The organism is Streptomyces aculeolatus, from assembly GCF_020400605.1.
Taxonomy (GTDB): domain Bacteria; phylum Actinomycetota; class Actinomycetes; order Streptomycetales; family Streptomycetaceae; genus Streptomyces; species Streptomyces aculeolatus.
Genome location: NZ_JAINRD010000040.1, coordinates 1 through 22,844 on the forward strand (window position 1 = coordinate 1; position 22,844 = coordinate 22,844).

Below are 22,844 nucleotides of genomic sequence, written 5' to 3' on the forward strand. Positions count from 1 at the left end.
CCTAGGGTCTGTCTTCGACCTCGCGTCTGCGGCTGGGGGCACCGCCCACGTGCGCGCAGCGCGCTGTGGGGGAGCCTGGCACGCACGCTCGCTGCGTTGTCGGGATCGACCGAATAGGCCCACTATGCGGTCGGCCCTCCGCCTTGCGATCGCACGCACCAGACGCCGCGCCGCCCGCCCTTCGGGCGAACGACGCGAGATCGAAGACAGACTCTAGAGCGCGAGAGGCGCCCCTGTGCTGCCGGCGTCAGCACGCCACGCCTCCGGCGGTCACGGGCGCCGTGCCAGGAACACGAACTCCCTCCCCGGCCGGTCGGGGGCGTCGCGTACTTCCCGCACCTCGAAGCCGTGCGCGACCAGGTCCTGCTCGACCTCGTCCCGCTCGCGGAAGCGCAGCGTCGAATCCGAGGTCAGCACTAGGCCGTCCGTCGCGAACACGTAGGTCCACCGGAAGGTCACCAGCGGCAGGCTCACGTCGGTCAGCTCGACCCAGCTCTCCACGGGGCCCGCGCCCGGGATCTCCGTCACCCGGCGGGACTTCTCGCGGGTCCACTCCGCCCAGCCGCGGCGGGCGGGATCACGGGTCTCGAACACCAGGTGCCCGCCGGGCCGCAGCGCTGCGTGCGTCCCCCGCAGCGTCTGCCGCCAGGGCTGCGGATCGGCGATGGCCTGGGCGACGTTCCCCGTCATCGTCGCGAGGTCGGCCCGCAGCGGCGGGAGGTCCGTCGCGTCACCGCAGATCCAGCGGACCCGCCCGCTGCCGGGTTTGGCCCGGGCGACATCGATGGACGCCTGGGCGGGGTCCACGCCGACGACCTCGATTCCGCGGTCGGCCAGGAGGAGTGCGAACACCCCGGTGCCGCAGCCGATGTCCAGCACCCTGCGTGCGCCGTGCTCGTCCGCGATCCGCAGGTATGCGTCGAGATCGCCGCGGTCCGGGTGGAGCGGGGCGTAGATCGCGGCGAGCCGCGGATGTGCGAAGCAGTCGTCAGCCATGCGGGGGAACGTACGCAGAGCCGGCGCGGGAAGGCGACCGGATTTGAGGCCGCGGCCCTGCGCTGGGCGCCGGGAGGCGCGCGGGGCGGATGGGTCCGGAGGTGCGGGTTGACAGGAAAATCGAACATAGGTTCCCATGGTGGTTCGGCCGGGGTTTTCCACAGGCCGGCTCGACGCGAGGCGCGTTGTCAGTGGCAGGCGCTAGCGTCGTCGACGTGAAGCGATCGACTCAGACATCCCGGGTGGAACCCATGGCAGCGACTGACCGCGAGAAGGCGCTCGACGCCGCACTCGCCCAGATTGAACGGCAATTCGGCAAGGGTGCCGTGATGCGCCTCGGCGAGCGGCCGAATGAGCCCGTGGAAGTCATCCCCACCGGGTCGACCGCGCTCGACGTGGCGCTCGGTGTGGGCGGACTGCCGCGCGGCCGCGTGGTGGAGGTGTACGGCCCCGAGTCCTCCGGCAAGACGACCCTGACGCTGCACGCGGTGGCCAACGCGCAGCGGGCCGGCGGCACGGTCGCGTTCGTCGACGCGGAGCACGCCCTCGACCCGGAGTACGCGAAGAAGCTCGGAGTCGACATCGACTCCCTCATCCTCTCCCAGCCGGACAACGGCGAACAGGCGCTGGAGATCGCGGACATGCTCGTCCGCTCCGGTGCGCTCGACCTGATCGTCATCGACTCCGTCGCGGCCCTCGTCCCGCGCGCGGAGATCGAGGGCGAGATGGGCGACTCCCACGTCGGCCTGCAGGCCCGCCTGATGAGCCAGGCCCTGCGGAAGATCACCAGCGCGCTGAACCAGTCGAAGACCACCGCGATCTTCATCAACCAGCTGCGCGAGAAGATCGGCGTGATGTTCGGCTCGCCCGAGACCACGACCGGTGGCAAGGCGCTGAAGTTCTACGCCTCGGTGCGCCTGGACATCCGGCGCATCGAGACGCTCAAGGACGGCACGGAGCCCGTCGGCAACCGCACGCGCGTCAAGGTCGTGAAGAACAAGGTCGCGCCGCCCTTCAAGCAGGCCGAGTTCGACATCCTCTACGGCCAGGGCATCAGCCGCGAGGGCGGCCTGATCGACATGGGTGTGGAGCACGGCTTCATCCGCAAGTCCGGCGCCTGGTACACGCACGAGGGCGACCAGCTCGGCCAGGGCAAGGAGAACGCGCGGACGTTCCTGAAGGACAACCCCGACCTGGCCGACGAGATCGAGAGGCGGATCAAGGAAAAGCTGGGCATCGGCCCGAAGACGGAGAGCACGGAGAGCGAGCCGGCCGCGGACGCGGCGGGCGGCCCTGCGGCCGAGGACGGTGCCGCCCCGGCGAAGAAGACGGTGCCGCCGCCGGCCAAGACCGCGAAGGCGGCCAAGGCCGCGGCCAAGAGCTGACCCGTGGCCCGGCGCACCGACTGGCCGCTCCCGCCCCCGGACGACAGCCGCCCGCCGTTCGGGGACGGCCCGGCCGAAGGCGCCGCCCGGCCGTCCGGGGGCAGGGTGCGGGAGTCGTCGCTCAGCCCGGAGGAGCGCGCGCGGGCGATCTGCCTGCGCCTGCTCACCGGGTCGCCGCGCACCCGTAAGCAGCTCGCGGACGCGCTGGCCAAGCGGGACGTCGACGCCGAGGCGGCGGAGGCCGTGCTCGACCGCCTGGAAGCGGCCGGGCTGATCGACGACGCCGCGTTCGCCGGCGCGTGGGTGGAGTCCCGGCACCACGGCCGGGGCCTCGCCCGGCGCGCGCTCGCGCGCGAACTGCGCACCCGCGGCGTCGAATCCACGGTGGTCGACGAGGCGGTGGGCCGGCTCGATGCGGACACCGAGGAGGAGAAGGCCCGCGAGCTGGTCGCCCGCAGGCTCCGGGCCACCCGGGGCCTGGACCGCGAGAAGCGGATCCGGCGCCTGGCGGGCATGCTGGCCCGCCGGGGCTACGGGGAGGGGCTGGCGATCCGCGTCGTACGGGAAGCCCTGGAGGCGGAGGGCGAGGACACGGAAGACCTGCTGGAGGACTGACGGCGCGGAGGGCCTGCGACGCGGGGTCCACGGCGCCGGAAACGGCCATCACCCGGGGCCCGGGGCGCGTCGGCGTACGTCGCCGGCAGGACGGACGCGAGGGCGGCGCGGAAGGGGTGGCTCTGTGCTGCCGTACGAGCCTGGCCCGGCAGGGTGAGCAGTCCGGAGTGACGCGGGTCCGCCGCGGGCCGGGGGCGGTGTCCTCGCCGCCCGAACCCCGCTACGTGTAATCGGGCCGTAGGGGAGGCCGAGCCTCCGCCGTACCCGCGTGTCCGGCCGCCGCCGCGGCCGGTTCGCGACACTCCTCGCCGCGCAAGGCGGCGGCCCGGGGCCAGGTCCCGGGCCGGATATGCCGCGCCGGGTCTCAGACCCGGCGCAGGACCGCGACGACCTTGCCGAGGATGGTCGCCTCGTCGCCGGGAATCGGCTGGTACGCCGCGTTGTGCGGGAGCAGCCACACGTGGCCGTCCTCGCGCTTGAACCGCTTGACCGTGGCCTCGCCGTCCAGCATCGCGGCGACGATGTCGCCGTTCTCGGCGACCGGCTGGCGGCGCACCGCGACCCAGTCACCGTCGCAGATCGCCGCGTCGATCATCGAGTCGCCGACGACCTTCAGCACGAACAGTTCGCCGTCGCCGACGAGCTGCCGCGGCAGCGGGAACACGTCCTCGACCGACTCCTCGGCCAGGATCGGGCCACCGGCGGCGATCCTGCCCACCAGCGGCACGTACGACGCGGCGGGCTTGCCCGTGGTGTCGGTGGCGGCCTGCGTGCTGGGCGTGTCCGCCCCGCGCACCTCGTACGCCCGCGGCCGGTGCGGGTCGCGGCGCAGGAAGCCCTTGCGCTCCAGGGCCATCAGCTGATGCGCGACGGACGAGGTGGACGAGAGGCCGACGGCCTGGCCGATCTCGCGCATCGACGGCGGGTAGCCACGGCGCTGCACCGAGTCGCGGATGACCTCGATGACCCGGCGCTGCCGCTCGGTCAGGCCCGAACTGTCGGCCCTGATGCCCGGCGGGCGCCCGGGCATGGAGCGCTTGGGTGGCTGCGCCTCGCCCTCACGGCCGTCCCCGGAAGGCGGCGTGAGCTGCGGCTCTGCTGCCTGCTGGGGCCGTTCGTGGGCGGCGATGGCTGTGGTGTCTGCGGTAGTGGTCACGTCGGCGGGCCCCTCTCGAGACGGGTCTCTCTCTCGTAGGACCAACGGTAGTTCCTTTCGAAAGGTTGCGCCAAACACACGTTCGAGTGAAAAAATTCGGTTTCACTTCCGTGATCCATCAACTGGGTGTAAAGCGCTGGCCTGATGGCTGTCCGCAGCCCGCCGCCCGCTCCGTGTCGGCCTGTGCCCTCGGAGGGGTGTCGTCCAGTTTGTCACCCTCTCCCCGCCGGTGTCTCCGTCCGTGCGCTCACGTAGGCTGCGGATACCCCGCAGGGCCCCGCCGGTGTCCCGTCCGGCGTCCTGCCCCGTGTCCTGCCCGATCGCGCGGCGCGGCAACACGCTCTCGGCCCTCAATGGCAGCCAAACCCCAGATCTAGTGGTTAGATGGGTGTCAGCAGCCCACAAGTTGTGGTCCCCCTTCCTCTCAGCGGAAGGGCATCCCATATGCTTGGAGCCTGCTCCGGCGGGCCGCGGGGGGTCGCCGGACCGACGTGCCGTGCGCGAGAAGGGGAGGGTGGAGAACGATGCACTGCCCCTTCTGCAGGCACCCCGACAGCCGGGTGGTCGACAGTCGCACCACCGACGACGGCGCAGCAATCCGCCGCCGCCGGCAGTGCCCCGACTGCTCGCGCCGCTTCACCACGGTGGAGACCGCGTCCCTGATGGTCATCAAGCGCAGCGGGGTCACCGAGCCCTTCAGCCGCGCCAAGGTGATCACGGGCGTCCGCAAGGCCTGCCAGGGCCGCCCCGTCACCGAAGACGCGCTGGCCCAGCTCGGCCAGCGGGTCGAGGAGGCGATCCGGGCCACCGGCAGCGCCGAGGTCTCCAGCCACGACGTCGGGCTCGCCATGCTGGGCCCGCTGCAGGACCTCGATCTCGTCGCCTACCTGCGGTTCGCCTCCGTCTACCGCGCCTTCGACTCCCTTGAGGACTTCGAGGACGCCATCACGCAGTTGCGGACCGCGGACAGGCCCCCCGCCGACAGCGGCGGCCCGGACGGACAGGACGACCAGGCCCCACCTCCCGCGCCGGGCGACCCCGGCGCGCCCGGCCCCGGCCGCAGTCCCGGCCGCGGCGAGGCCCCCGGAGTCCCGTCACCCGGCAGAGCGGCCGGCTGACGCCCACCGCGGGCCACCCCGTCATCCACACCCGGCCGGTGCGCGCCGCAGCGTGCCGTCCGCCTGCGGAACAAGCAGATCAAGAACAGGAACCGTGCCCGGGAAGACGCGGGCACATCAGGGCGTTCACGCCCGTATAGGGAGGCGGCATGACAGAGACGACGAGCGGCCCGGCGCGTAGTTCCCGCAAGGGCGGCGCCAAGGGGAACAAGGGCCTGCGCATCGAGCGAATCCACACCACCCCCGGTCTGCACCCGTACGACGAGGTGGAGTGGGCGCGCCGTGACGTCGTCATGACCAACTGGCGCGACGGTTCGGTCAACTTCGAGCAGCGCGGCGTGGAGTTTCCCGAGTTCTGGGAGGCCAACGCCGTCAACATCGTCACGAGCAAGTACTTCCGCGGTGCGGTGGGCACCCCCAAGCGGGAGACCACCCTCAAGCAGGTCGTCGACCGGATCGTGAAGACGTACCGCAAGGCCGGCGAGGACCACAAGTACTTCGCCTCGCCCGCGGACGCCGAGATCTTCGAGCACGAGCTGGCGTACGCCCTGCTGCACCAGATCTTCAGCTTCAACTCGCCGGTGTGGTTCAACGTGGGGACCCCGCAGCCCCAGCAGGTCAGCGCCTGCTTCATCCTCTCCGTCGACGACTCCATGGAGTCGATCCTCGACTGGTACAAGGAAGAGGGGATGATCTTCAAGGGCGGCTCCGGCGCCGGCCTCAACCTCTCCCGCATCCGCTCCAGCAAGGAACTGCTCTCCTCCGGCGGCAACGCCTCGGGACCCGTCTCCTTCATGCGCGGCGCCGACGCCTCCGCCGGCACCATCAAGTCCGGCGGCGCCACCCGGCGCGCGGCGAAGATGGTCGTGCTCGACGTCGACCACCCCGACATCGAGGCGTTCATCCAGACCAAGGTCTCGGAGGAGGAGAAGATCCGCGCCCTGCGCGACGCGGGCTTCGACATGGACCTCGGCGGCGACGACATCACCTCCGTGCAGTACCAGAACGCCAACAACTCCGTGCGCGTCACCGACGACTTCATGAAGGCCGTCGAGAACGACGCGCAGTTCGGCCTGCGGGCCCGTATGACCGGCGAGGTCATCGAGGAGATCGGCGCGAAGAAGCTGTTCCGGCAGATGGCCGAGGCCGCCTGGGCCTGCGCCGACCCCGGCATCCAGTACGACGACACCATCAACCACTGGCATACCGCGCCGGAGTCGGGCCGCATCACCGCCTCCAACCCGTGCAGCGAGTACATGCACCTGGACAACACCTCGTGCAACCTCGCCTCGCTGAACCTGATGAAGTTCCTCAAGCAGGACGCCGACGGCCGGCAGAGCTTCGAGGTCGAGCGCTTCACCAAGGTCGTCGAGCTGGTCATCACGGCGATGGACATCTCCATCTCCTTCGCCGACTTCCCCACCCAGAAGATCGCCGAGAACACCCGCGCCTTCCGCCAGCTCGGCATCGGCTACGCCAACCTCGGCGCGCTGCTCATGGCCACCGGACACGCCTACGACTCGGACGGCGGCCGCGCCCTCGCCGGCGCCATCACCTCCCTGATGACCGGCACCGCCTACAAGCGCTCCGCGCAACTGGCCGCCGCCGTCGGCGCGTACGACGGCTACGCCCGCAACGCCACCGCCCACAAGCGCGTCATGCAGCAGCACGCCGACGCCAACGGCGAGGCCAAGCGCATGGACGACCTGGACACCCCCGTCTGGGCCGCCGCCACCGAGGCCTGGCAGGACGTCGTCCGCCTCGGCGACAAGCACGGCTACCGCAACGCCCAGGCGTCGGTGCTGGCCCCCACGGGGACCATCGGCCTGGCGATGTCGTGCGACACGACGGGCATCGAGCCGGACCTGGCACTCGTGAAGTTCAAGAAGCTGGTCGGCGGCGGCTCGATGCAGATCGTCAACCAGACGGTGCCGATGGCGCTGAAGCGCCTGGGGTACCAGGAGGAGCAGATCGAGGCGATCGTGGCGCACATCGCCGAGCACGGCAGCGTCATCGACGCGCCCGGGCTGCGGCTGGAGCACTACGAGATCTTCGACTGCGCCATGGGCGACCGGGCCATCTCCCCGATGGGGCACGTCCGGATGATGGCCGCCACGCAGCCCTTCCTCTCGGGCGCCATCTCCAAGACCGTCAACATGCCGGAGAAGGCCACCGTCGAGGAGATCGAAGAGGTCTACTACGAGGGCTGGAAGCTGGGGCTCAAGGCCCTCGCCATCTACCGCGACAACTGCAAGGTCGGCCAGCCGCTGTCGGCGAAGAAGAAGGAGGCCGACAAGGTCGCCGACAAGGCGGAGGAGACGATCCGCGAGGCCGTGGAGAAGGTCGTCGAGTACCGCCCGGTGCGCCGCCGCCTCCCCAAGGGCCGCCCGGGCATCACCACGTCCTTCACCGTCGGCGGCGCCGAGGGCTACATGACCGCCAACTCCTACCCGGACGACGGGCTGGGCGAGGTGTTCCTGAAGATGTCGAAGCAGGGCTCGACGCTCGCGGGCATGATGGACGCCTTCTCGATCGCCGTCTCGGTGGGCCTGCAGTACGGGGTGCCGCTGGAGACGTACGTCTCGAAGTTCACGAACATGCGCTTCGAGCCGGCCGGTATGACGGACGACCCGGACGTGCGGATGGCGCAGTCGATCGTCGACTACATCTTCCGCCGCCTGGCGCTGGACTTCCTGCCGTTCGAGACCCGCTCGGCGCTGGGCATCCACTCGGCGGAGGAGCGCGAGCGGCACCTGGAGACGGGCTCGTACGAGCCGACGGACGAGGAACTGGACGTCGAGGGCCTGGCCCAGTCCGCCCCCCGCGAGCCGGCCCCCCTCCCGACACCGCCGGTGACGATGGAGCAGGCCAAGCCGGCCCCGCAGGAGGCGCACACCTCGGCGGAGCTGGTGGAGATGCAGCTCGGCATCCAGGCGGACGCACCGCTGTGCTTCTCGTGCGGCACGAAGATGCAGCGGGCGGGAAGCTGCTACATCTGCGAGGGCTGCGGCTCGACCAGCGGCTGCAGCTGACCCGTCTGACGCGAAAGTGAGCATCTGCTGCTGAGAGGGCGCCGACCATCGGTCGGCGCCCTCTCCGGCGTCTCGACCCGACGGCGCACTGGTAGGCACCCCGTCGGCGATCCCGGCATCGCTGCAGGCTGCCGGACGATCCCTCGCAGCGCTCCCTGACTTCCCATGGAGGGGCGCCACTGGGGCCAGCGGGGTGCTGCATCCGACACCGACCACCCGTACGCCGAAACAGCTTCCGCGCACTGCCCGGTGACCCCGTCGGAACGGGCCGGTGGGCCCGGCTCCGGCGCCGGGCCTGGCCGTATCGCGGGGGCGTCGGGCTCCAGGCGGATGGTCCGGCCACGGAATCGCCGTGCGGAAATGGCGAGACAAGCGACTCCGGCCCGGGGAACATCATCGCGTGCCGCCTGACCTGAATCATCTTGTGCTGCGCGTGGTCACTCCGGAGCCGGCCCAGCACCGAGGCGTGGTCGAGGTCCGACCGTGAGGGAAATAAGCGCTTGTGGCGTCCGTTTCGGCGTGGGATCCTCCTCGCCGTGATCGAGAGAAACGAGCTCACCGTCCGCCGATGAGCGAGACGACCGGGACGAAGTCTCCCGGAGCCCAGGCGCTTTTCGACCATGCGCTGGCATTGCACAAGTCCGCACCCGGCCGGCCACTCCCGCGTGACGGGGAACCGTATCCGGACGATCGGTCGCACCGCCGTCGGCCCCGCCGGGCAGCGCCCGAGGACCGAAACCGGATCGGGCTGGACGCGGCGTCCGTCCTGGACGATCACTTCGCGCGGGATTCCACCGAACCGAACGACCTCGTCGACGTCTTTCACGACCTCTACATCCCCATCCACAGCAACGAGCACATCACCGCGGCTGCCCACCGGGCGCCCGATCGCGAACGCGCCCTCCGGACGGGCCGGTGGCTCGTGCGGCATTCGCCTGACAGGTGCTCCGTCACCATCGGGCTCGCCCTGGTCGAGGCACTGGGGACGGTCGACGACATCCCGCTGATCCACACCATCGGCCTGCTCTCCAACCGCTTCGGCCCACTGGCCGCACGGGCCCTGGAGAAACTGCCCGGAGGCACCGACTCCCTGCTCTGGCTCGCCGATCGGGTCGCCGGATGGGGCCGGGTCTACGTCGTCGAGGCCCTCTGCCGGCTCGGCGATCCACGCGCCCGGCCCTGGCTCCTCCGCAAGGCCTGCGACGGTGATTTCCTCAACGCCTACTTCGTCGGCCAGGTCGCCGAGACTGCCGCCCTGCACGAAGCCATCGCCGAGTCCACCGTGGACGACGAGATCGTCGACCACACCGGCAGGCTGCTCCACCTGCTGACGTACAGCCAGGGCATGGGCATGACCCTCTCGCGCTACCCGCACGCCGAAGCGGTGCTCGGCGGGCATCTGCGGCACCTGGAGCGCGTAGGGCCGTCCGTGGGCCGGTACTTCGTCGCCGCGTTGCTCGCCGGCAGCCTGGGCGGGGACGGCGACGCGGGTTCGGTCGGGCCGATCGGGAGGTGGCAGACCCACAGGGACGGCTATCTGGCTCTTCTCGACCGCGAGGACTGGTGCGGCACGGCGAGGAGCGCCCTCACGGACGGGGACCCGCGGATGGTGGAACTCGCCGGGACGGCCTCCGGCCGACGGCTGCGCGCGTTCACCGGCCCGCCGCCGCGGCAGGGCCCGCGGTAGCCCCTGTCAGCCCGTCACCTCCCCGGCGGCCCGGCGCAGGTAGGGGAGGAAGCCGGTGACCGACGGGGGGTGGGCCGTGGTGCGGGGGATGGCCGTGTGCAGGGTGCGCGTCGGGGCGTCGTCGGGGTGGAGGGCCGCCAGGGCCACGCCCCGGGGGAGGGCGCCGGCGGCGAGAGCGGGGACGAGGGTGAGGCCGAGGCCGGCCGCCACGAAGCCGAACTTCGCGGTCCACTCCCGGGCGACGTAGGCGATACGCGGCCGGAAGCCCTGCCGCAGGCAGGCGCTGATCAGCGTCTCCTCCGGCGTGTGGCTGCCCGCGACCCAGCTCTCGCCGGCCAGGTCCGCCAGCCGCAGCGGGCGGATGCCGCCGGCCAGCCGGTGGCCGGCCGGCAGGGCGACGAGCACCGGGTCGTCGAGCAGGTGCGTCAGCTCCACCGCCTCGTACGCCGCCACCTGCTCCGGGTAGCCCGACACCACTGCCAGGTCCAGCGCGCCGGCGGCCAGCGCGGCGACGTGGTCGCGGCTGTACCCCTCGACGTGCGTCACGTGCACGCCGGGATGGTCGGCGGCGAACGCCGCCAGCGCACGCGGTACGAGAGCGGCGTCCGCGGTGGCGAAGGAGCCCAGCCGAAGCCGGCCGGCCGCCAGCCGGTCGAGGGCGGCGAGGTCGCGGCGGGCGTCGGAGAGGCGGTCGAGGGCGGCTTCGGCGTGGCCGAGGGCGCGGCGCCCCTGCTGGGTCAGCCGTACGCCCCGCGGCAGCCGGTCGAAGAGCGGGGCGCCGAACTCCGCCTCCAGCGCGGCGATCTGCCGGGAGACGGCGGACTGGGTGAAGCCCAGCTCGGTGCCCGCGGCGGTGAAGGAACCGTGGCGGGCGACGGCGCGGAAGACCTCCAGCCAGGCGGTGTCCATGCGGCGCTCCCGGAGTGAGGCATGCGGTTCACGCATCCTATGCATGCGAGACATTCGTTGGTCGGATGGCTCGTGGGCGCCTAGCGTACCGGCCATGACGCTGCAGAAGACCTTCGACAACCCCGCCGCAGTCCCGCCGCCCGCCGGCCACTTCTCCCACGTCGTACGCCTCGGTCTCGGCGGCGACGCCGCGCTGCTGTTCGTCTCCGGGCAGGTCGCCCTGGACGCCGACGGGCGGGTCGTCGGGCCCGGGGACATGCGCGCGCAGGCCCGGCACGTGATGGAGAGCCTGGGGGTGGTCCTCGCCGCGCACGGCGGCACGTTCGCGGACGTCGTGAACATCCGTTCGTTCGTCACCGACATGGGTCTGCTCGCCGAGTACGCCGAGGTGCGCCGCGGGTACTTCCCCGGCCCGCCGCCGTCCAGCACCACCGTCGAGGTCTCCCGGCTCTTCCGGGACGGCGCGCTGCTGGAGGTGGAGGTCGTCGCGGCGGTGACCGGCGGCCAGGGGGCGTGAACTGCCGCTCGCACGCCGGTGATCGCCGCTGAGCCAGGCCGTACGATGGCGCGGTGCTGGTCAAGTGGATTCGCTGCACCGTGGTGGACCGCCGGGGTTTCGAGCGGGGGCAGCGGAAGTGGGCGGGGCTGCCCGGTGAACCGGGCTTCCTCGGGCAGGGCGGGGGCTGGAGCCGCGCGCGCGAGGGTGTGGTGCACCTCATCGCCTTCTGGGAGAGCAGGGCGCTGTACGACTCGTTCATGGCCCGCTCCCACGACCGGCTCGCGGCGGCCCAGCTCGGCACGTTCCGCGACATGCGGGTCCGCCTCTTCGAGCACCGGATGGACGTGAAGGTGGGCTTCGAGCCGCGGTTCGACGGCGCGGACGTGATGCGGCTCGCACACTGCCGGGTGCGCGAGGAGCGGGTGGAGCACTTCACGCTGATGCAGGAGAAGGTGTGGAACCCGGCGATGGCGGGGTCCCCGGGGATGCTGCGGGGGGTGCTGGGGCAGTCCGGGGAGGGGGAGTTCCTGGTGCTGTCGCTGTGGTGGGCGGAGGCCGAACACGGCAAGTACCGCGAGGAGCGGGTGGAGCGGCTGGCGCTGCGCGCGCAGACCGCGGCGGACGTGGCGGCGCTGGCGGGGGACGTAGTGGATCTGGAGACCTCCTGGACCGTCTGACCGCCCGCCCGCCCGGCCGCTACGCTGTGCCCGAGATGACACCGGACTCCGCTTCCGCCCCGCCGCCGGACCCGTCCGCGCCGCGGGACGACGCCCAGGAACCGGCCCCGGTCACGGCCACGGCGGCCGGCCCGGGCCGGAGTGCCCGCGTGCCCGGCGATCCGGGGGCGCGCGGGCGTGACGCGAGCCTGGCGCGTGCTCTCGCGAGCCTGCGCGGGCTGGCCGTCGGCGACGCGCTCGGCGCCCGGTACACCGAGCCCGGCACCTTCCCGCTCCTGGCCCGCCGCGAGCTGCCGCCCGCGCCGTGGCGGTGGACCGACGACACGGAGATGGCGGCGTCGGTGGTGGCGGTGCTCGCCGCGCACGGCCGCGTCGAGCAGGACGCGCTGGCGGCGTCCTTCGCCGGCCGGCAGAACGCCGGCGGGCCCCGCGGCTACGGGCGCGCGGTGAACCGGATCCTGCGGCAGGTGCGCGACGGCGAGGACTGGCGCCGCCTCGCCGCGGCCCTCTTCGACGGGCAGGGCTCCTGGGGCAACGGGGCGGCGATGCGGGTGGCGCCGCTGGGCGCCTGGTACGCGGGGGACGCCGAGGAGGCGGTACGGCAGGCGGAGGTCTCGTCGTACGTCACGCACCAGCACCGCGAGGCCGTCGCCGGCTGCATGGCGGTGGCCGCGGCGGCGGCGCTGGCCGCCGACGGGCCCGAAGGCCCCGACGGCGCCCCGGGCGCCACGGCGGACCCCATGCCCGGTGCGCCCCGGCCGGCCTCCGGCGCCGCGCTGCTCGACCAGGTGATCGCGCTCGTGCCGCGCAGCGCCGTCGCCCAAGGGCTGCGCCGCGCACGGGACATGCTCGACTACGACGACGTCGCCACGGTCGCTGCCGTACTGGGCAACGGCCGCCGTACCAGCGCGCACGACACCGTGCCGTTCGCGCTGTGGTCGGCCGCCCGGCACCTCGGCGACTTCGCGGGCGCCTTCTGGGCGACCGCGCAGGCCGGCGGGGATGTGGACACGACCTGCGCGATAGTCGGCGGAGTGCTCGCGGGTTCGGCGGCCGGGGCGCCGCCGGCCGCGTGGGTACGGCACGTGGAGCCGCTGCCGGCGTGGGTGCCGGCGGCCGCGGACGCCTGACGGACCGGGGACGGGACGACCCGGTGGCCCCGCCCCGCTACTGGCGGGGCCACCGGCTTTCGGGGGCGCCGCGTCAGGCGACGCCCGGTCCCGCCGCGCCGGACAGCGCCTCCAGGTCGGTCTTGCGCACCTTGATGGCGACCACGGCGACGACCACGGCGAGCAGCACCATGACCGTGGCCGCGACGAACCCCATGGACATGCCCTCCGCGAGGACCTTCTGCCCCCACGGCGGGGGCAGCTCGCCGGTCTTCTCGAAGACCGCCTTCTGGTCGGGCGTGGCCTGCGCCATGAATGACGGGATCTGCTCCTTCGCCTCGTCCCTGCTGGCCGTGCCGAACACGGTGGTCAGGATGGACAGGCCGAGCGAGCCGCCCACCTGCTGGGTGGCGTTGAGCAGGCCGGAGGCGGCGCCCGCCTCCTCCAGCGCGACGCCGGAGACGGCGGTGATGGTGAGCGTCACGAAGTTCATGCCCATGCCGAAGCCGAAGACGATCTCGGGCCCGAACACCCCGCCCATGAACGTGCTGTCGGTGTCCAGGAACACCAGCCACCCCATGCCGACCGCGGTGATGAGCGAGCCGCCGACCATGAACGGCTTGGGCCCGAGCACCGGCAGGAACCGCTGCGCGAGGCCCGCGCTGACGACGATCGCCACCGTGATCGGCAGGAACGCCACGCCCGCCTTGATCGGGCTGTAGCCGAGGACGTTCTGCGCGAACAGCACGAGGTAGAAGAAGATGCCGAACATGGCTGCGGCCAGGCTCAGCATGATCACGTACGTGCCGGAGCGGTTGCGGTCGGCGAACATCTTCAGCGGCGTGATGGGGTCCTTCGCGCTGCGCTCGACGAAGACGAACGCGACGAGCAGGATCACCGCCGCCGCGAACGAGCCTATGGTCAGGCTGTCGCGCCAGCCCTCCTCGGCGGCGCGGATGAACCCGTAGACGAGCGCGGCCATGCCGAGGGTCGACGTCAGCGCGCCGGAGATATCGAAGCGTCCGGGGTGCCGCTCCGACTCGTTGATGTACAGGGGGACGGCGGCGATGATCAGCACGCCGATGGGGACGTTGACGAAGAGCACCCAGCGCCAGTCGAGCCACTCGGTCAGCATGCCGCCGGCGAGCAGGCCGATGGCGCCGCCGCCCGCGGAGACCGCCGCGAACACCCCGAACGCCCGGTTGCGCTCGGGACCCTCGGGGAACGTGGTGGTGACGAGCGCGAGCGAGGTGGGTGAGGCGATGGCGCCGCCGACGCCCTGCAGTGCGCGGGCCAGGAGCAGCTGCCACGGCTCCTGCGCGAAGCCGCCGAGCAGGGAGGCGACGATGAACAGTCCGATGCCGAAGGAGAAGACGCGACGGCGGCCGAGGATGTCCCCGGCTCGGCCGCCGAGGAGCAGCAGGCCGCCGAAGGTCAGGGTGTACGCGCTGACGACCCAGGTCAGGCCGGTGGTGGAGAAGTCCAGATCGCTCTGGATGTGTGGGAGGGCGATGTTCACGATCGTCGCGTCGAGCACGACCATCAGCTGACAGGCGGCGATGATGACGAGCGCCATGTTGCGCTGGTCACCACGAGGAGCCTTGCCCGTCTCCCGCCCGTTCGCTAGTTGAGAGGTTGTCACCATGTTCCCCATACATGTGAAATAGTGAACGGTAGCGTTCACTGATGAGCTGAGCGTAGGCGCACCCGCGAGGGAACGCAAGCGTTCACTATGGCCGCTAATGGAGAGACCGATATGGGTAGTTCGCGCCGGACCGCTCCCGGAGCGTGCACCGAGACCAGCCAGAGCCAGGCGGGCGGAGTACGCCGCCGGGGCGACGTACTCGAACGCGCCATCCTGGAAGCCGCCCTCGAACAGCTCGGCGTCGCCGGCTGGAAGGGACTGACGATCGAGGGCGTCGCCGCCCGCGCACAGACCGGGAAGGCCGCCGTCTACCGGCGGTGGGCCTCCAAGTCGGAGCTCGTCCAGGACGCGCTGCGGGCCGGGGTGCCGCCGCTGGAGACGCAGCCGGACCGCGGCAGCCTGCGCGCCGACCTCACCGAGTTCTGCCGTGCGCTGCGCGATCGCATGTACTCCAGCGGCGGGCAGGCGCTGCGCGCCGTGCTCGACGAGTGCGACCGCGAGCAGGCCGAGCAGTTCCACGAGGTGGTCATGGGGCAGATCATCGACCCGGGCAAGGCGCTCATCGCGGAACTGCTGCGCCGGGGCGTCGAACGCGGGGACGTGCGCCCGGAGGTGAACGGGGACCTGGTGCTGGACGTGCTCCCGGCGATGATGATGTACCGCCACAAGACCACCGGCCGGGACCTCAGCGAACAGGACATGGACGAGATGGTCGACCAGGTGATGGTGCCGCTGCTGCACGCGGAGTGACGGCGGGGCGGCGTGCGGGGACCGCACGGGTGGGCGTGAGGCGCCCGGGCCCGGGTCGTAAGCTGGCATTGTGAGTCCCTACGAGCCGCCCACCCACCGCGTCGAGCGCTCCCTTCGCGCCACCACCGGCGCCAAGATCGTCGCGGGCGTCGACGAGGTGGGCCGGGGTGCGTGGGCGGGGCCGGTCACCGTGTGCGCGGCCGTCACCGGCCTGCGCCGCGCCCCCGAAGGCCTCACGGACTCCAAGCTGTTGACCGTCAAGCGGCGCGAGGAGCTGTCCGCCGAGCTGACGGGCTGGGTCACCGCGCACGCGCTGGGCCACGCCTCGTCGCAGGAGATCGACGAACTGGGGATGACGGCGTGCCTGCGGCTCGCCGCCGGCCGGGCGCTGGAGGCGCTGCCCGTACGGCCGGACGCCGTCATCCTCGACGGCAAGCACGACTACCTCGGGGCGCCCTGGCGGGCCCGTACGGTCATCAAGGGCGACCAGTCGTGCGTCGCGGTCGCCGCCGCGTCCGTGCTCGCCAAGGTGTACCGCGACGCCCGCATGGCAGAACTGGGCGCCGAGCGCGCGGAGTACGAGCCGTACGCGTTCGGCGACAACGCCGGCTATCCCTCGCCCGTGCACCGCGCCGCCCTCCAGGAGTACGGGCCCACCGCCCAGCACCGGCTCTCCTGGGCGTACATGGACGCGCTGGCGAAGTGGCAGCACCTGAAGCGGCCGCGGCTCGCACCCGAGGCCGCGGAGCTGGAGGCGGCCGGGCAACTGGGGCTGGACATCTGACGCCGGGCGCCCGGGAGTCGGGGTCGCGGACCCCGCCGCGGGCGCGGCGCGCAGGGCGGCCGGGCCATTCAGTGGCCCACCCGCTGATGTGCTTGTCAGAGCTGTTTGATAGACATGCGCCCATGCCTCTCCCTGCCGAGGACTCTCCCACCCACGAGAGCGTCACGGGCCGCAGTGCGCCCCCTCGCCCCATCCCAGGTCCCCGACCCGCACGGCCGCGTGGCGGCTCCCGTTCCGGCCCCGGCGGCCGCGGCCCCGGTGCCACCGCGCCCGGAGCCACCGCTCCCGGTGCCCGTCCCGCGCCCGCCGCCGGCCAGGGCAGGCCCGCTGCCGGTCCGCAGCTCCAACTGATCCCCGCGACGCCCGACGGTGCCGTCGACGCCGCCGACGAAGCCGTCGACCTGCTGCTGGAGTCCGGCCGCGCGCCGGCCGAGATCCTGGTCCTCACCACCGGTGAGCTTCACCCCTGGGCGACGCACGAGCTGTCGTTCGGCGAGGACGGCTACTGGGCCCAGGAAGCCGCGGGGGACGACGTCTTCTACGCCTCCGCCGCGGCCTCGGAACGGCTGGCCCGGCGGCCGGTCGTCGTCGTCGCCGTCAACGGCGGTGGCGACGACGCGACGGCCACGGCGCTGCCTGCGGCCATGACGCGCGCGGCGGCGCTGCTGATCCTGTGCGGCGACGCGGACTACATCAACGGAATCCTGGGCGTCTCGGTCTGAGGACCGCGCCCCGCTCGCGGGCGGGGCGCGGGCGGTTCAGACCGCCCAGGAGATGGTCGGTTCCGCCTCCGCCGCCTGCGGTGCCGCGGGCGGCGGCTGCAGCGTGCGCGGACCCGGTGCCGTGCCCGCCTGTTCCGCGGGCTCGACCGCGGTGAACTCCGCGTCCGCCGGCGGGCCGCCCGCGTACGGGCGGCGCCCGCCCCGGCCCTCGCCCAGCACCTGCCAGCCGCCCCCGGTGAGCGTGATGTACGCGCCGCAGCGCAGCCCGTGCAACGTGCAGGCGTCCCGCAGCCCCCACATCCACGCGCCGTCCTCCTCCGTCCAGCCCGCGTCCCCGCCGCGGCAGTACAGCAGCACCGCCGTACGGACCGGGAAGCGGCGGCGCAGGTCGTGCGGGATGACCCGGCGGAGCCGGGCCAGCAGCGCGTTGCGCAGGTCCCAGCCGTCCGCGACGGCCTCCGGGAGACCCGTCTCGCGCCGCGTCAGCGACGCGCTCGCGCGCAGCCGCTCGTCGGGGTCGAGCACGGCGATCACCGCCGTCTGCGGCGCGGGCCGGTGACGGGAGTGCAGGCCGGTGACGATCTCGCGGGGGTTGCGCAGCAGCGGGATGCCGGCCGCCGCCCACTCGGCAGGTTCGAGGATGCGGCCGGACGGGCCGGTGTCGCCGGTGGCGGGGCCGAAGACCAAGGGCCCTCCCTGGGGCTGGGGGCGTACGGAACGCGCGGCGGGGGTGAACGGGCGTGAGCGCGCAGCGTCGAACAGCCCGGGGGACCGGGCCGGCGCTGGGAGCGAACCTCAATTCTCCTCGCCGAACTGGCCTGCGGCAATGCGGCATTGTCGACAGTTCCATCTTCTCCGGCCGCCGGGCGGCTCCGGCGCGGGCCGTTGGCAGGTCGTGGGCGGGCTGTCGGCGGGCCGGTTCCTGGCTGCTTCGGGGCCGCTTTTGTGCCGCATTCGTGCCGCTTCGGTCGGCCCCGCCGGTCGCGGCCGGGCCGGTGTCCAACCGGTGTCCAACTGCCTTTCCGCAGCAATCACCGTGCGTGAGGTGGCTGACTGTCGGTGCCATCGGGTTGCATGGGGGCATGGACGATCAGGAGCTGCGCGCCGAAGCCGACGCCGTTCTCGCCGGGCTCGTCGGCGACCCCGGCGGCCCGGCCCGGCTGCGGGAGGACCAGTGGCAGGCCGTGGCCGCCCTGGTGCGCGAGCGCCGCCGCGCTCTGGTGGTGCAGCGCACCGGCTGGGGCAAGTCGGCGGTGTATTTCGTGGCCACGGCGCTGCTGCGGCGCCGTGGCGCGGGACCCACGGTGATCGTCTCGCCGCTGCTCGCGCTGATGCGCAACCAGGTCGAGGCCGCCGCGCGGGCCGGCATCCGCGCCCGCACGATCAACTCGGCCAACCCGGAGGAGTGGGGCGCCATCCACGAGGAGGTCGAGCGCGGGGAGACCGACGTGCTCCTCGTCAGCCCCGAGCGGCTGAACTCCGTGGACTTCCGCGAGCGGCTGCTGCCCGAGCTGGCCGCCACGACCGGCCTGCTCGTCGTCGACGAGGCGCACTGCATCTCCGACTGGGGCCACGACTTCCGCCCCGACTACCGGCGGCTGCGCGCCATGCTTGCCGACCTGCCCGCGGGCGTGCCCGTGCTGGCGACGACCGCGACGGCGAACGCGCGCGTGACCGCCGACGTCGCCGAGCAGCTCGGCACCGGCGGCGGAGAAGCCCTGGTGCTGCGCGGCCCGCTGGACCGGGAGAGCCTGCGGCTCGGCGTGGTCCGGCTGCCCGACGCGGCGCACCGCCTCGCCTGGCTCGCGGAGCACCTGGGCGAGCTGCCGGGCTCCGGGATCGTCTACGCACTCACCGTCGCCGCCGCCGAGGAAGCCGCCGCGTTCCTGCGGCAGCGCGGCTTCCCCGTCGCCTCGTACACGGGGCGCACGGAGAACGCCGACCGGCTGCAGGCGGAGGAGGACCTGCTGGCGAACCGGGTCAAGGCGCTGGTCGCGACGTCCGCGCTGGGCATGGGCTTCGACAAGCCGGACCTCGGCTTCGTCGTCCACCTCGGCTCGCCGTCGTCCCCGATCGCGTACTACCAGCAGGTGGGCCGCGCCGGCCGCGGCGTCGACCACGCCGACGTGCTGCTGCTGCCCGGCCGCGAGGACGAGGCCATCTGGCGCTACTTCGCCGACACCGCCTTCCCGCCCGAAGCGCTGGTCCGCCAGACCCTCGCCGCGCTGGCGGCCGCCGGCCGCCCGCTGTCCGTCCCCGCCCTGGAGGCCGCCGTCGACCTCAGGCGTACGCGGCTGGAGACGATGCTCAAGGTCCTCGACGTCGACGGGGCGGTCCGGCGGGTCAAGGGCGGCTGGACGGCCACCGGCCGGGAATGGCAGTACGACACCGAGCGGTACGCCTGGGTGGCGCGGCAGCGCACCGCAGAACAGCAGGCCATGCGGGACTACGTGAGCACGACGGGCTGCCGCATGGAGTTCCTGCGCGGGCAGTTGGACGACGAAGGGGCGGCGCCCTGCGGACGCTGCGACAACTGCGCCGGCGCGTGGATCGACGCGGGCGTCTCGACCGAGGCACTGACCGGTGCGGAGAAGGAGCTGGACCGGCCGGGGACCGAGGTCGAGCCGCGCCGCATGTGGCCGACCGGCATGGCAGCGCTCGGCATCGACCTCAAGGGCCGTATCCCGCCCGGCGAGCAGGCCGCCACCGGCCGGGCCCTCGGGCGGCTCTCCGACATCGGCTGGGGCAACCGGCTGCGGCCGCTCCTCGCGCAGAACGCCCCCGACACGCCCGTCCCCGACGACGTGCTGCGGGCCGCGGTCGACGTCCTCGCCGACTGGGCGCGCTCCCCGGGCGGCTGGGCGGCGGGCGGGGCGGACGCCCCGGCGCGGCCGGTGGGCGTCGTCGCCGTGCCGTCCACGACCCGGCCGCTGCTGGTCGACTCGCTCGCCCGGGGAATCGCGACCGTCGGGCGCCTGCCGTACCTCGGCACACTGTCGTACGCGGACCCGGACGGCGGCCACGCCGCGCGCCGCAGCAACTCGGCACAGCGGCTGGCCACGCTGACCGGCACCTTCACCGTCTCCGGCGACCTCGCCGCCGCACTGGCCGAGACGCCGGGGCCGGTCCTCCTCGTCGACGACTGCACCGACTCCGGCTGGACCCTCGCCGTCGCGGCCCGGCTGCTGCGCCGGGCCGGCGCCGAGGCGGTGCTGCCGCTGGTCCTCGCGGCCGGCGGCTGAGACGGCGGGGGACCGGCACGGCGGACCCCGGGGCGCGGCGGACTACGGCTTGCGCAGGACGTAGAGGAAGTAGCCGAGGTGGTCGCGGACGAAGGTGCGGAACAGCGGAATCGACGCGTCCATCGCAGCCGTCGTCTCCAGCCCGTAGCGCTCCCGGATCTCGTCGTGGTGGTCCCGGTAGAGGACCGTCATGACCTCGGCGTTCATGAGGACGTCGTGGGTCTGGTTCTCCAGCCGGACCAGCTCGAAGCCCGCCTCGCACGCCAGTCGCACCCCCTCCGCCAGGGGCAGCGGCGGGGGTGACGTCCACACCTGCCGGAAGGTGTCCAACTGCGCGCGCGACGGTTCGCCGCGGCGGGTGAACTCCGTCATCAGCAACCGCCCGCCGCGCGGCAGCACGCGCCACACCTGGCGCAGTCCGCCCAGACGGTCGGCGATGTGGGCGAAGGAGTCGATCGCCCACGCCACGTCGAACGAAGCGTCCTCGTAGGGGAGTTCCAGCACGTCGGCGAGGGCGAACGTCACGCGGTCCGCGAGCGACGCGGCCGTGGCCCGCTCCCGGGCGCGGGCGACCTGCGTCTCGCTGACGGTGATCCCCGTGACCCGTGCTTCGGTGCGCTCCGCCAGCCGCACGGCGGGGCCGCCGGTGCCGCTGCCGACGTCGAGGACGTGGTCGGTCGAGCCGGGTGCCAGGGCCTCGATGTAGTAGTCGGTCTGCCGGTCCATCGCCCGGTCGGCCAGTTCCCCGAGGGTGGTCGCGGGAAGGCCCGTCCCACCGGCCGACCAGCGGCCCACGTGGATGGCGGACGTGCCCTGCGTCAGGTCGTACAGCGGGCCGAACCTGTCGTATGCGGAGCCGACCTCCTCCGGCGACGGGGGAGCGAGGTTGCTGTCGTGCGCGTCGGATGCCATGGCGCGTTGCCCCTTCGTGTCGGCGTACGTCGCCTTCCTCGCGTCACCGTAGAGGCCGCCCGGGCGCCGCGCCCGAACCGAACCGGCCAACCCGCGGGTTGGCCGGATTCCCCAGGTCCGGGAGGGTGATGGCATGGCCCGGTCAGGGGTTGTCCACAGGGGTCGCGAATCTCCCGGCGACACGAAACCCTCGTGCCATGACATCGCACAACGAAACGCAGGTCGTGCTGGGCAGCCCCGCGGAGCTGGCGGACGCCCTGCCGTACCTGATGGGTTTCCACCCGGACGACAGCGTCGTCCTCGCCGCGCTGCACGGGGAGCGGGGGCGGTTCGGCGGCCGGCTGCGGCTCGGCATCCCGCCGGACCGCGACGGCTGGCCGGACGTGGCCGCGCAGCTCGCGGAATGCCTCATCGACGGCAGCGCGAAGCGGGGCGACAAACCGGACGGCATCGTCGTCTTCCTCTGCCAGGACCCCGGAGCGGGCGAGCAGCCGCGGGAGGTGATGGAGCGGCTGCGGCCGTTCGCCCAGCGCCTCCGCGTCGCCTGCGGGCGCCTGGAGGTGCCGGTGGTGGAGGCGTTGTGCATCTCCGCGGGACGCTTCTGGTCCTACCTCTGCCCGGATGAGCGCTGCTGCCCGCCGCAGGGCACGGAGCTGGCCCCGCCCGGCAGCTCCGCCATGGCGGCCGCCGCGGCCTACGCGGGAGTGCAGCGGCCCGGATCGCTGCGCGCGATCGCGGGCAGGCTCGCGCCCCGGCACCCGGACGCGGACCGGCAGACGCGCGCGCTCGACGCGGCCGGCGGCGCGCTCGTGCCGCGGATCCTGGAGCAGGCCGGCCGCGAGACCGTGCGCGCCGAGACCGTGGCGCTCACCGACCGGCTGATCGCCCGGTTCACCGCTGCTCCGCCGCCCGCGGGGGAGGCGGCGGCGGACACCGACGCGCGGGACGACGCGCTGCTCACCGACGACGAGTGCGCCGCCCTCGTCGTCGGCCTCCAGGACCGGCTCACCCGCGACCGCGCCGCCGAGCGGATGGAGGGAACGGAAGCGACGGGCGCGCTGCGGCTGTGGCGGGCGCTGGCGCGCCGCTGCGTCGGTGCGTATGTCGAGCACGCCGCGGCGCCGCTGTCGCTCGCCGGCTGGGTGGCCTGGTCGAGCGGCGACGAGGCGGCGGCCAGGGTCGCCTTCGGCTGCGCGCTGGAGTCCGACCCGGAGTACCTGTTCGCGCGGCTGCTCCACCAGGCGGTCAACGAGGGCCTGGACCCGGAGCCGTTGCGGCGCTCCCTGCGCCGGCAGCGCCGCGCCGAGGAGGCCGCCCAGCCGGTGCAGCCCGCGCTGCCGGGGTCGCTGCCGTCCGCGGCGGCGCCGGCCGGGCCGCGGGCGCGGCCGCTGTGCCTGCCGCCGGCGCAGCCGTCGAACCGCGGCTCCCGCCGACCGCCCGGCCGCCGCACGTCGCGCCGCACCGCCCGGCGCCGCGACGTGCGGAGCAAGGAGTAGCGATGGCGGGATGAGAGAGCGGTACGGGCAGCCGCGGGTCCTGCGGCGTGACCTGGAGGGGCCCGGGGGCGTTCTCACGGCGGCGGCCGGTCGCCGCCTCGTCCGTCCAC

At 73.3% G+C, this 22,844-nt stretch carries 19 protein-coding genes; 13 read left to right on the top strand and 6 right to left on the bottom strand.

Going from position 1 to position 22,844, the window contains the following annotated elements:
• Positions 1 to 270: 270 nt before the first annotated feature.
• Positions 271 to 996, bottom strand: a complete 726-nt coding sequence (locus tag LG396_RS37355; RefSeq protein WP_225798107.1) for a class I SAM-dependent methyltransferase — start codon at positions 994 to 996, stop codon at positions 271 to 273.
• A gap of 251 nt (positions 997 to 1,247) precedes the next feature.
• Between LG396_RS37355 and recA the strand changes: the two genes are divergently transcribed.
• Both recA and recX read left to right on the top strand, forming a co-directional pair.
• Positions 1,248 to 2,381, top strand: coding sequence for a recombinase RecA (gene recA, locus LG396_RS37360; RefSeq protein ID WP_037745238.1), 1,134 nt, complete (start codon positions 1,248 to 1,250; stop codon positions 2,379 to 2,381).
• A 3-nt stretch (positions 2,382 to 2,384) separates the two neighbouring features.
• Positions 2,385 to 2,996: a recombination regulator RecX gene (gene recX / locus LG396_RS37365; RefSeq protein ID WP_225798108.1), complete on the top strand. Its 612-nt coding sequence runs from the start codon at positions 2,385 to 2,387 to the stop codon at positions 2,994 to 2,996.
• 364 nt (positions 2,997 to 3,360) lie between these two features.
• Here recX and lexA read toward each other — a convergent pair whose 3' ends face one another.
• Entirely contained in the window at positions 3,361 to 4,152 is a 792-nt protein-coding gene (gene lexA, locus LG396_RS37370) for a transcriptional repressor LexA (RefSeq protein WP_026276438.1), read from the bottom strand.
• 524 nt (positions 4,153 to 4,676) lie between these two features.
• Between lexA and nrdR the strand changes: the two genes are divergently transcribed.
• The 3 genes from nrdR to LG396_RS37385 all read left to right on the top strand — a co-directional run bounded on the left by nrdR (position 4,677) and on the right by LG396_RS37385 (position 9,989).
• Positions 4,677 to 5,270 carry a transcriptional regulator NrdR gene (nrdR, locus tag LG396_RS37375; protein WP_018838106.1) on the top strand — a complete coding sequence of 198 codons (594 nt, stop codon included), beginning with the start codon at positions 4,677 to 4,679 and terminating at the stop codon, positions 5,268 to 5,270.
• Positions 5,271 to 5,419: 149 nt separating this feature from the next.
• Positions 5,420 to 8,302, top strand: coding sequence for a vitamin B12-dependent ribonucleotide reductase (locus LG396_RS37380; protein ID WP_225798109.1), 2,883 nt, complete (start codon positions 5,420 to 5,422; stop codon positions 8,300 to 8,302).
• Positions 8,303 to 8,870: 568 nt separating this feature from the next.
• Entirely contained in the window at positions 8,871 to 9,989 is a 1,119-nt protein-coding gene (locus tag LG396_RS37385; RefSeq protein WP_225798110.1) for a hypothetical protein, read from the top strand.
• 6 nt (positions 9,990 to 9,995) lie between these two features.
• Here LG396_RS37385 and LG396_RS37390 read toward each other — a convergent pair whose 3' ends face one another.
• Positions 9,996 to 10,898, bottom strand: a complete 903-nt coding sequence (locus LG396_RS37390) for a LysR family transcriptional regulator (RefSeq protein WP_225798111.1) — start codon at positions 10,896 to 10,898, stop codon at positions 9,996 to 9,998.
• Positions 10,899 to 10,992: 94 nt separating this feature from the next.
• On the opposite strand from LG396_RS37390, the gene LG396_RS37395 reads away from it, so the two are divergent.
• From LG396_RS37395 to LG396_RS37405, 3 genes are read left to right on the top strand one after another with little or no spacing between them, the layout of a single operon-like run.
• A complete protein-coding gene (locus LG396_RS37395) occupies positions 10,993 to 11,415 on the top strand; it encodes a RidA family protein (RefSeq protein WP_225798112.1) in 423 nt (140 codons plus the stop codon).
• A gap of 53 nt (positions 11,416 to 11,468) precedes the next feature.
• Positions 11,469 to 12,074 carry a YdbC family protein gene (locus LG396_RS37400; protein ID WP_018853431.1) on the top strand — a complete coding sequence of 202 codons (606 nt, stop codon included), beginning with the start codon at positions 11,469 to 11,471 and terminating at the stop codon, positions 12,072 to 12,074.
• A gap of 35 nt (positions 12,075 to 12,109) precedes the next feature.
• A complete protein-coding gene (locus tag LG396_RS37405) occupies positions 12,110 to 13,204 on the top strand; it encodes an ADP-ribosylglycohydrolase family protein (RefSeq protein ID WP_225798113.1) in 1,095 nt (364 codons plus the stop codon).
• Positions 13,205 to 13,277: 73 nt separating this feature from the next.
• On the opposite strand, the gene LG396_RS37410 is transcribed toward LG396_RS37405, so the two are convergent.
• The gene (locus LG396_RS37410) at positions 13,278 to 14,825 is read right to left on the bottom strand and encodes an MFS transporter (protein ID WP_026277009.1); all 1,548 of its coding nucleotides are present in this window, start codon (positions 14,823 to 14,825) and stop codon (positions 13,278 to 13,280) included.
• A 114-nt stretch (positions 14,826 to 14,939) separates the two neighbouring features.
• On the opposite strand from LG396_RS37410, the gene LG396_RS37415 reads away from it, so the two are divergent.
• The 3 genes from LG396_RS37415 to LG396_RS37425 all read left to right on the top strand — a co-directional run bounded on the left by LG396_RS37415 (position 14,940) and on the right by LG396_RS37425 (position 17,084).
• Complete coding sequence (locus tag LG396_RS37415; RefSeq protein WP_100300951.1) at positions 14,940 to 15,578, top strand: TetR/AcrR family transcriptional regulator; 639 nt, start codon at positions 14,940 to 14,942, stop codon at positions 15,576 to 15,578.
• A 70-nt stretch (positions 15,579 to 15,648) separates the two neighbouring features.
• Positions 15,649 to 16,362, top strand: coding sequence for a ribonuclease HII (gene rnhB, locus LG396_RS37420; protein ID WP_225798114.1), 714 nt, complete (start codon positions 15,649 to 15,651; stop codon positions 16,360 to 16,362).
• Positions 16,363 to 16,484: 122 nt separating this feature from the next.
• Positions 16,485 to 17,084: a hypothetical protein gene (locus LG396_RS37425; protein ID WP_225798115.1), complete on the top strand. Its 600-nt coding sequence runs from the start codon at positions 16,485 to 16,487 to the stop codon at positions 17,082 to 17,084.
• A 36-nt stretch (positions 17,085 to 17,120) separates the two neighbouring features.
• Here the strand turns inward: LG396_RS37425 and LG396_RS37430 are convergent, their stop codons facing one another.
• Positions 17,121 to 17,771: a hypothetical protein gene (locus LG396_RS37430; protein WP_018853429.1), complete on the bottom strand. Its 651-nt coding sequence runs from the start codon at positions 17,769 to 17,771 to the stop codon at positions 17,121 to 17,123.
• 395 nt (positions 17,772 to 18,166) lie between these two features.
• Here LG396_RS37430 and LG396_RS37435 point away from each other — a divergent pair, with 395 nt between their 5' ends.
• A complete protein-coding gene (locus LG396_RS37435) occupies positions 18,167 to 20,326 on the top strand; it encodes a RecQ family ATP-dependent DNA helicase (protein WP_225798116.1) in 2,160 nt (719 codons plus the stop codon).
• A gap of 42 nt (positions 20,327 to 20,368) precedes the next feature.
• Here the strand turns inward: LG396_RS37435 and LG396_RS37440 are convergent, their stop codons facing one another.
• On the bottom strand, positions 20,369 to 21,238 hold the full coding sequence (locus tag LG396_RS37440) for an SAM-dependent methyltransferase (protein WP_225798117.1): 870 nt from the start codon (positions 21,236 to 21,238) through the stop codon (positions 20,369 to 20,371).
• A 197-nt stretch (positions 21,239 to 21,435) separates the two neighbouring features.
• Here LG396_RS37440 and LG396_RS37445 point away from each other — a divergent pair, with 197 nt between their 5' ends.
• Complete coding sequence (locus LG396_RS37445; protein ID WP_225798118.1) at positions 21,436 to 22,734, top strand: DUF4192 domain-containing protein; 1,299 nt, start codon at positions 21,436 to 21,438, stop codon at positions 22,732 to 22,734.
• Positions 22,735 to 22,844: the final 110 nt, after the last annotated feature.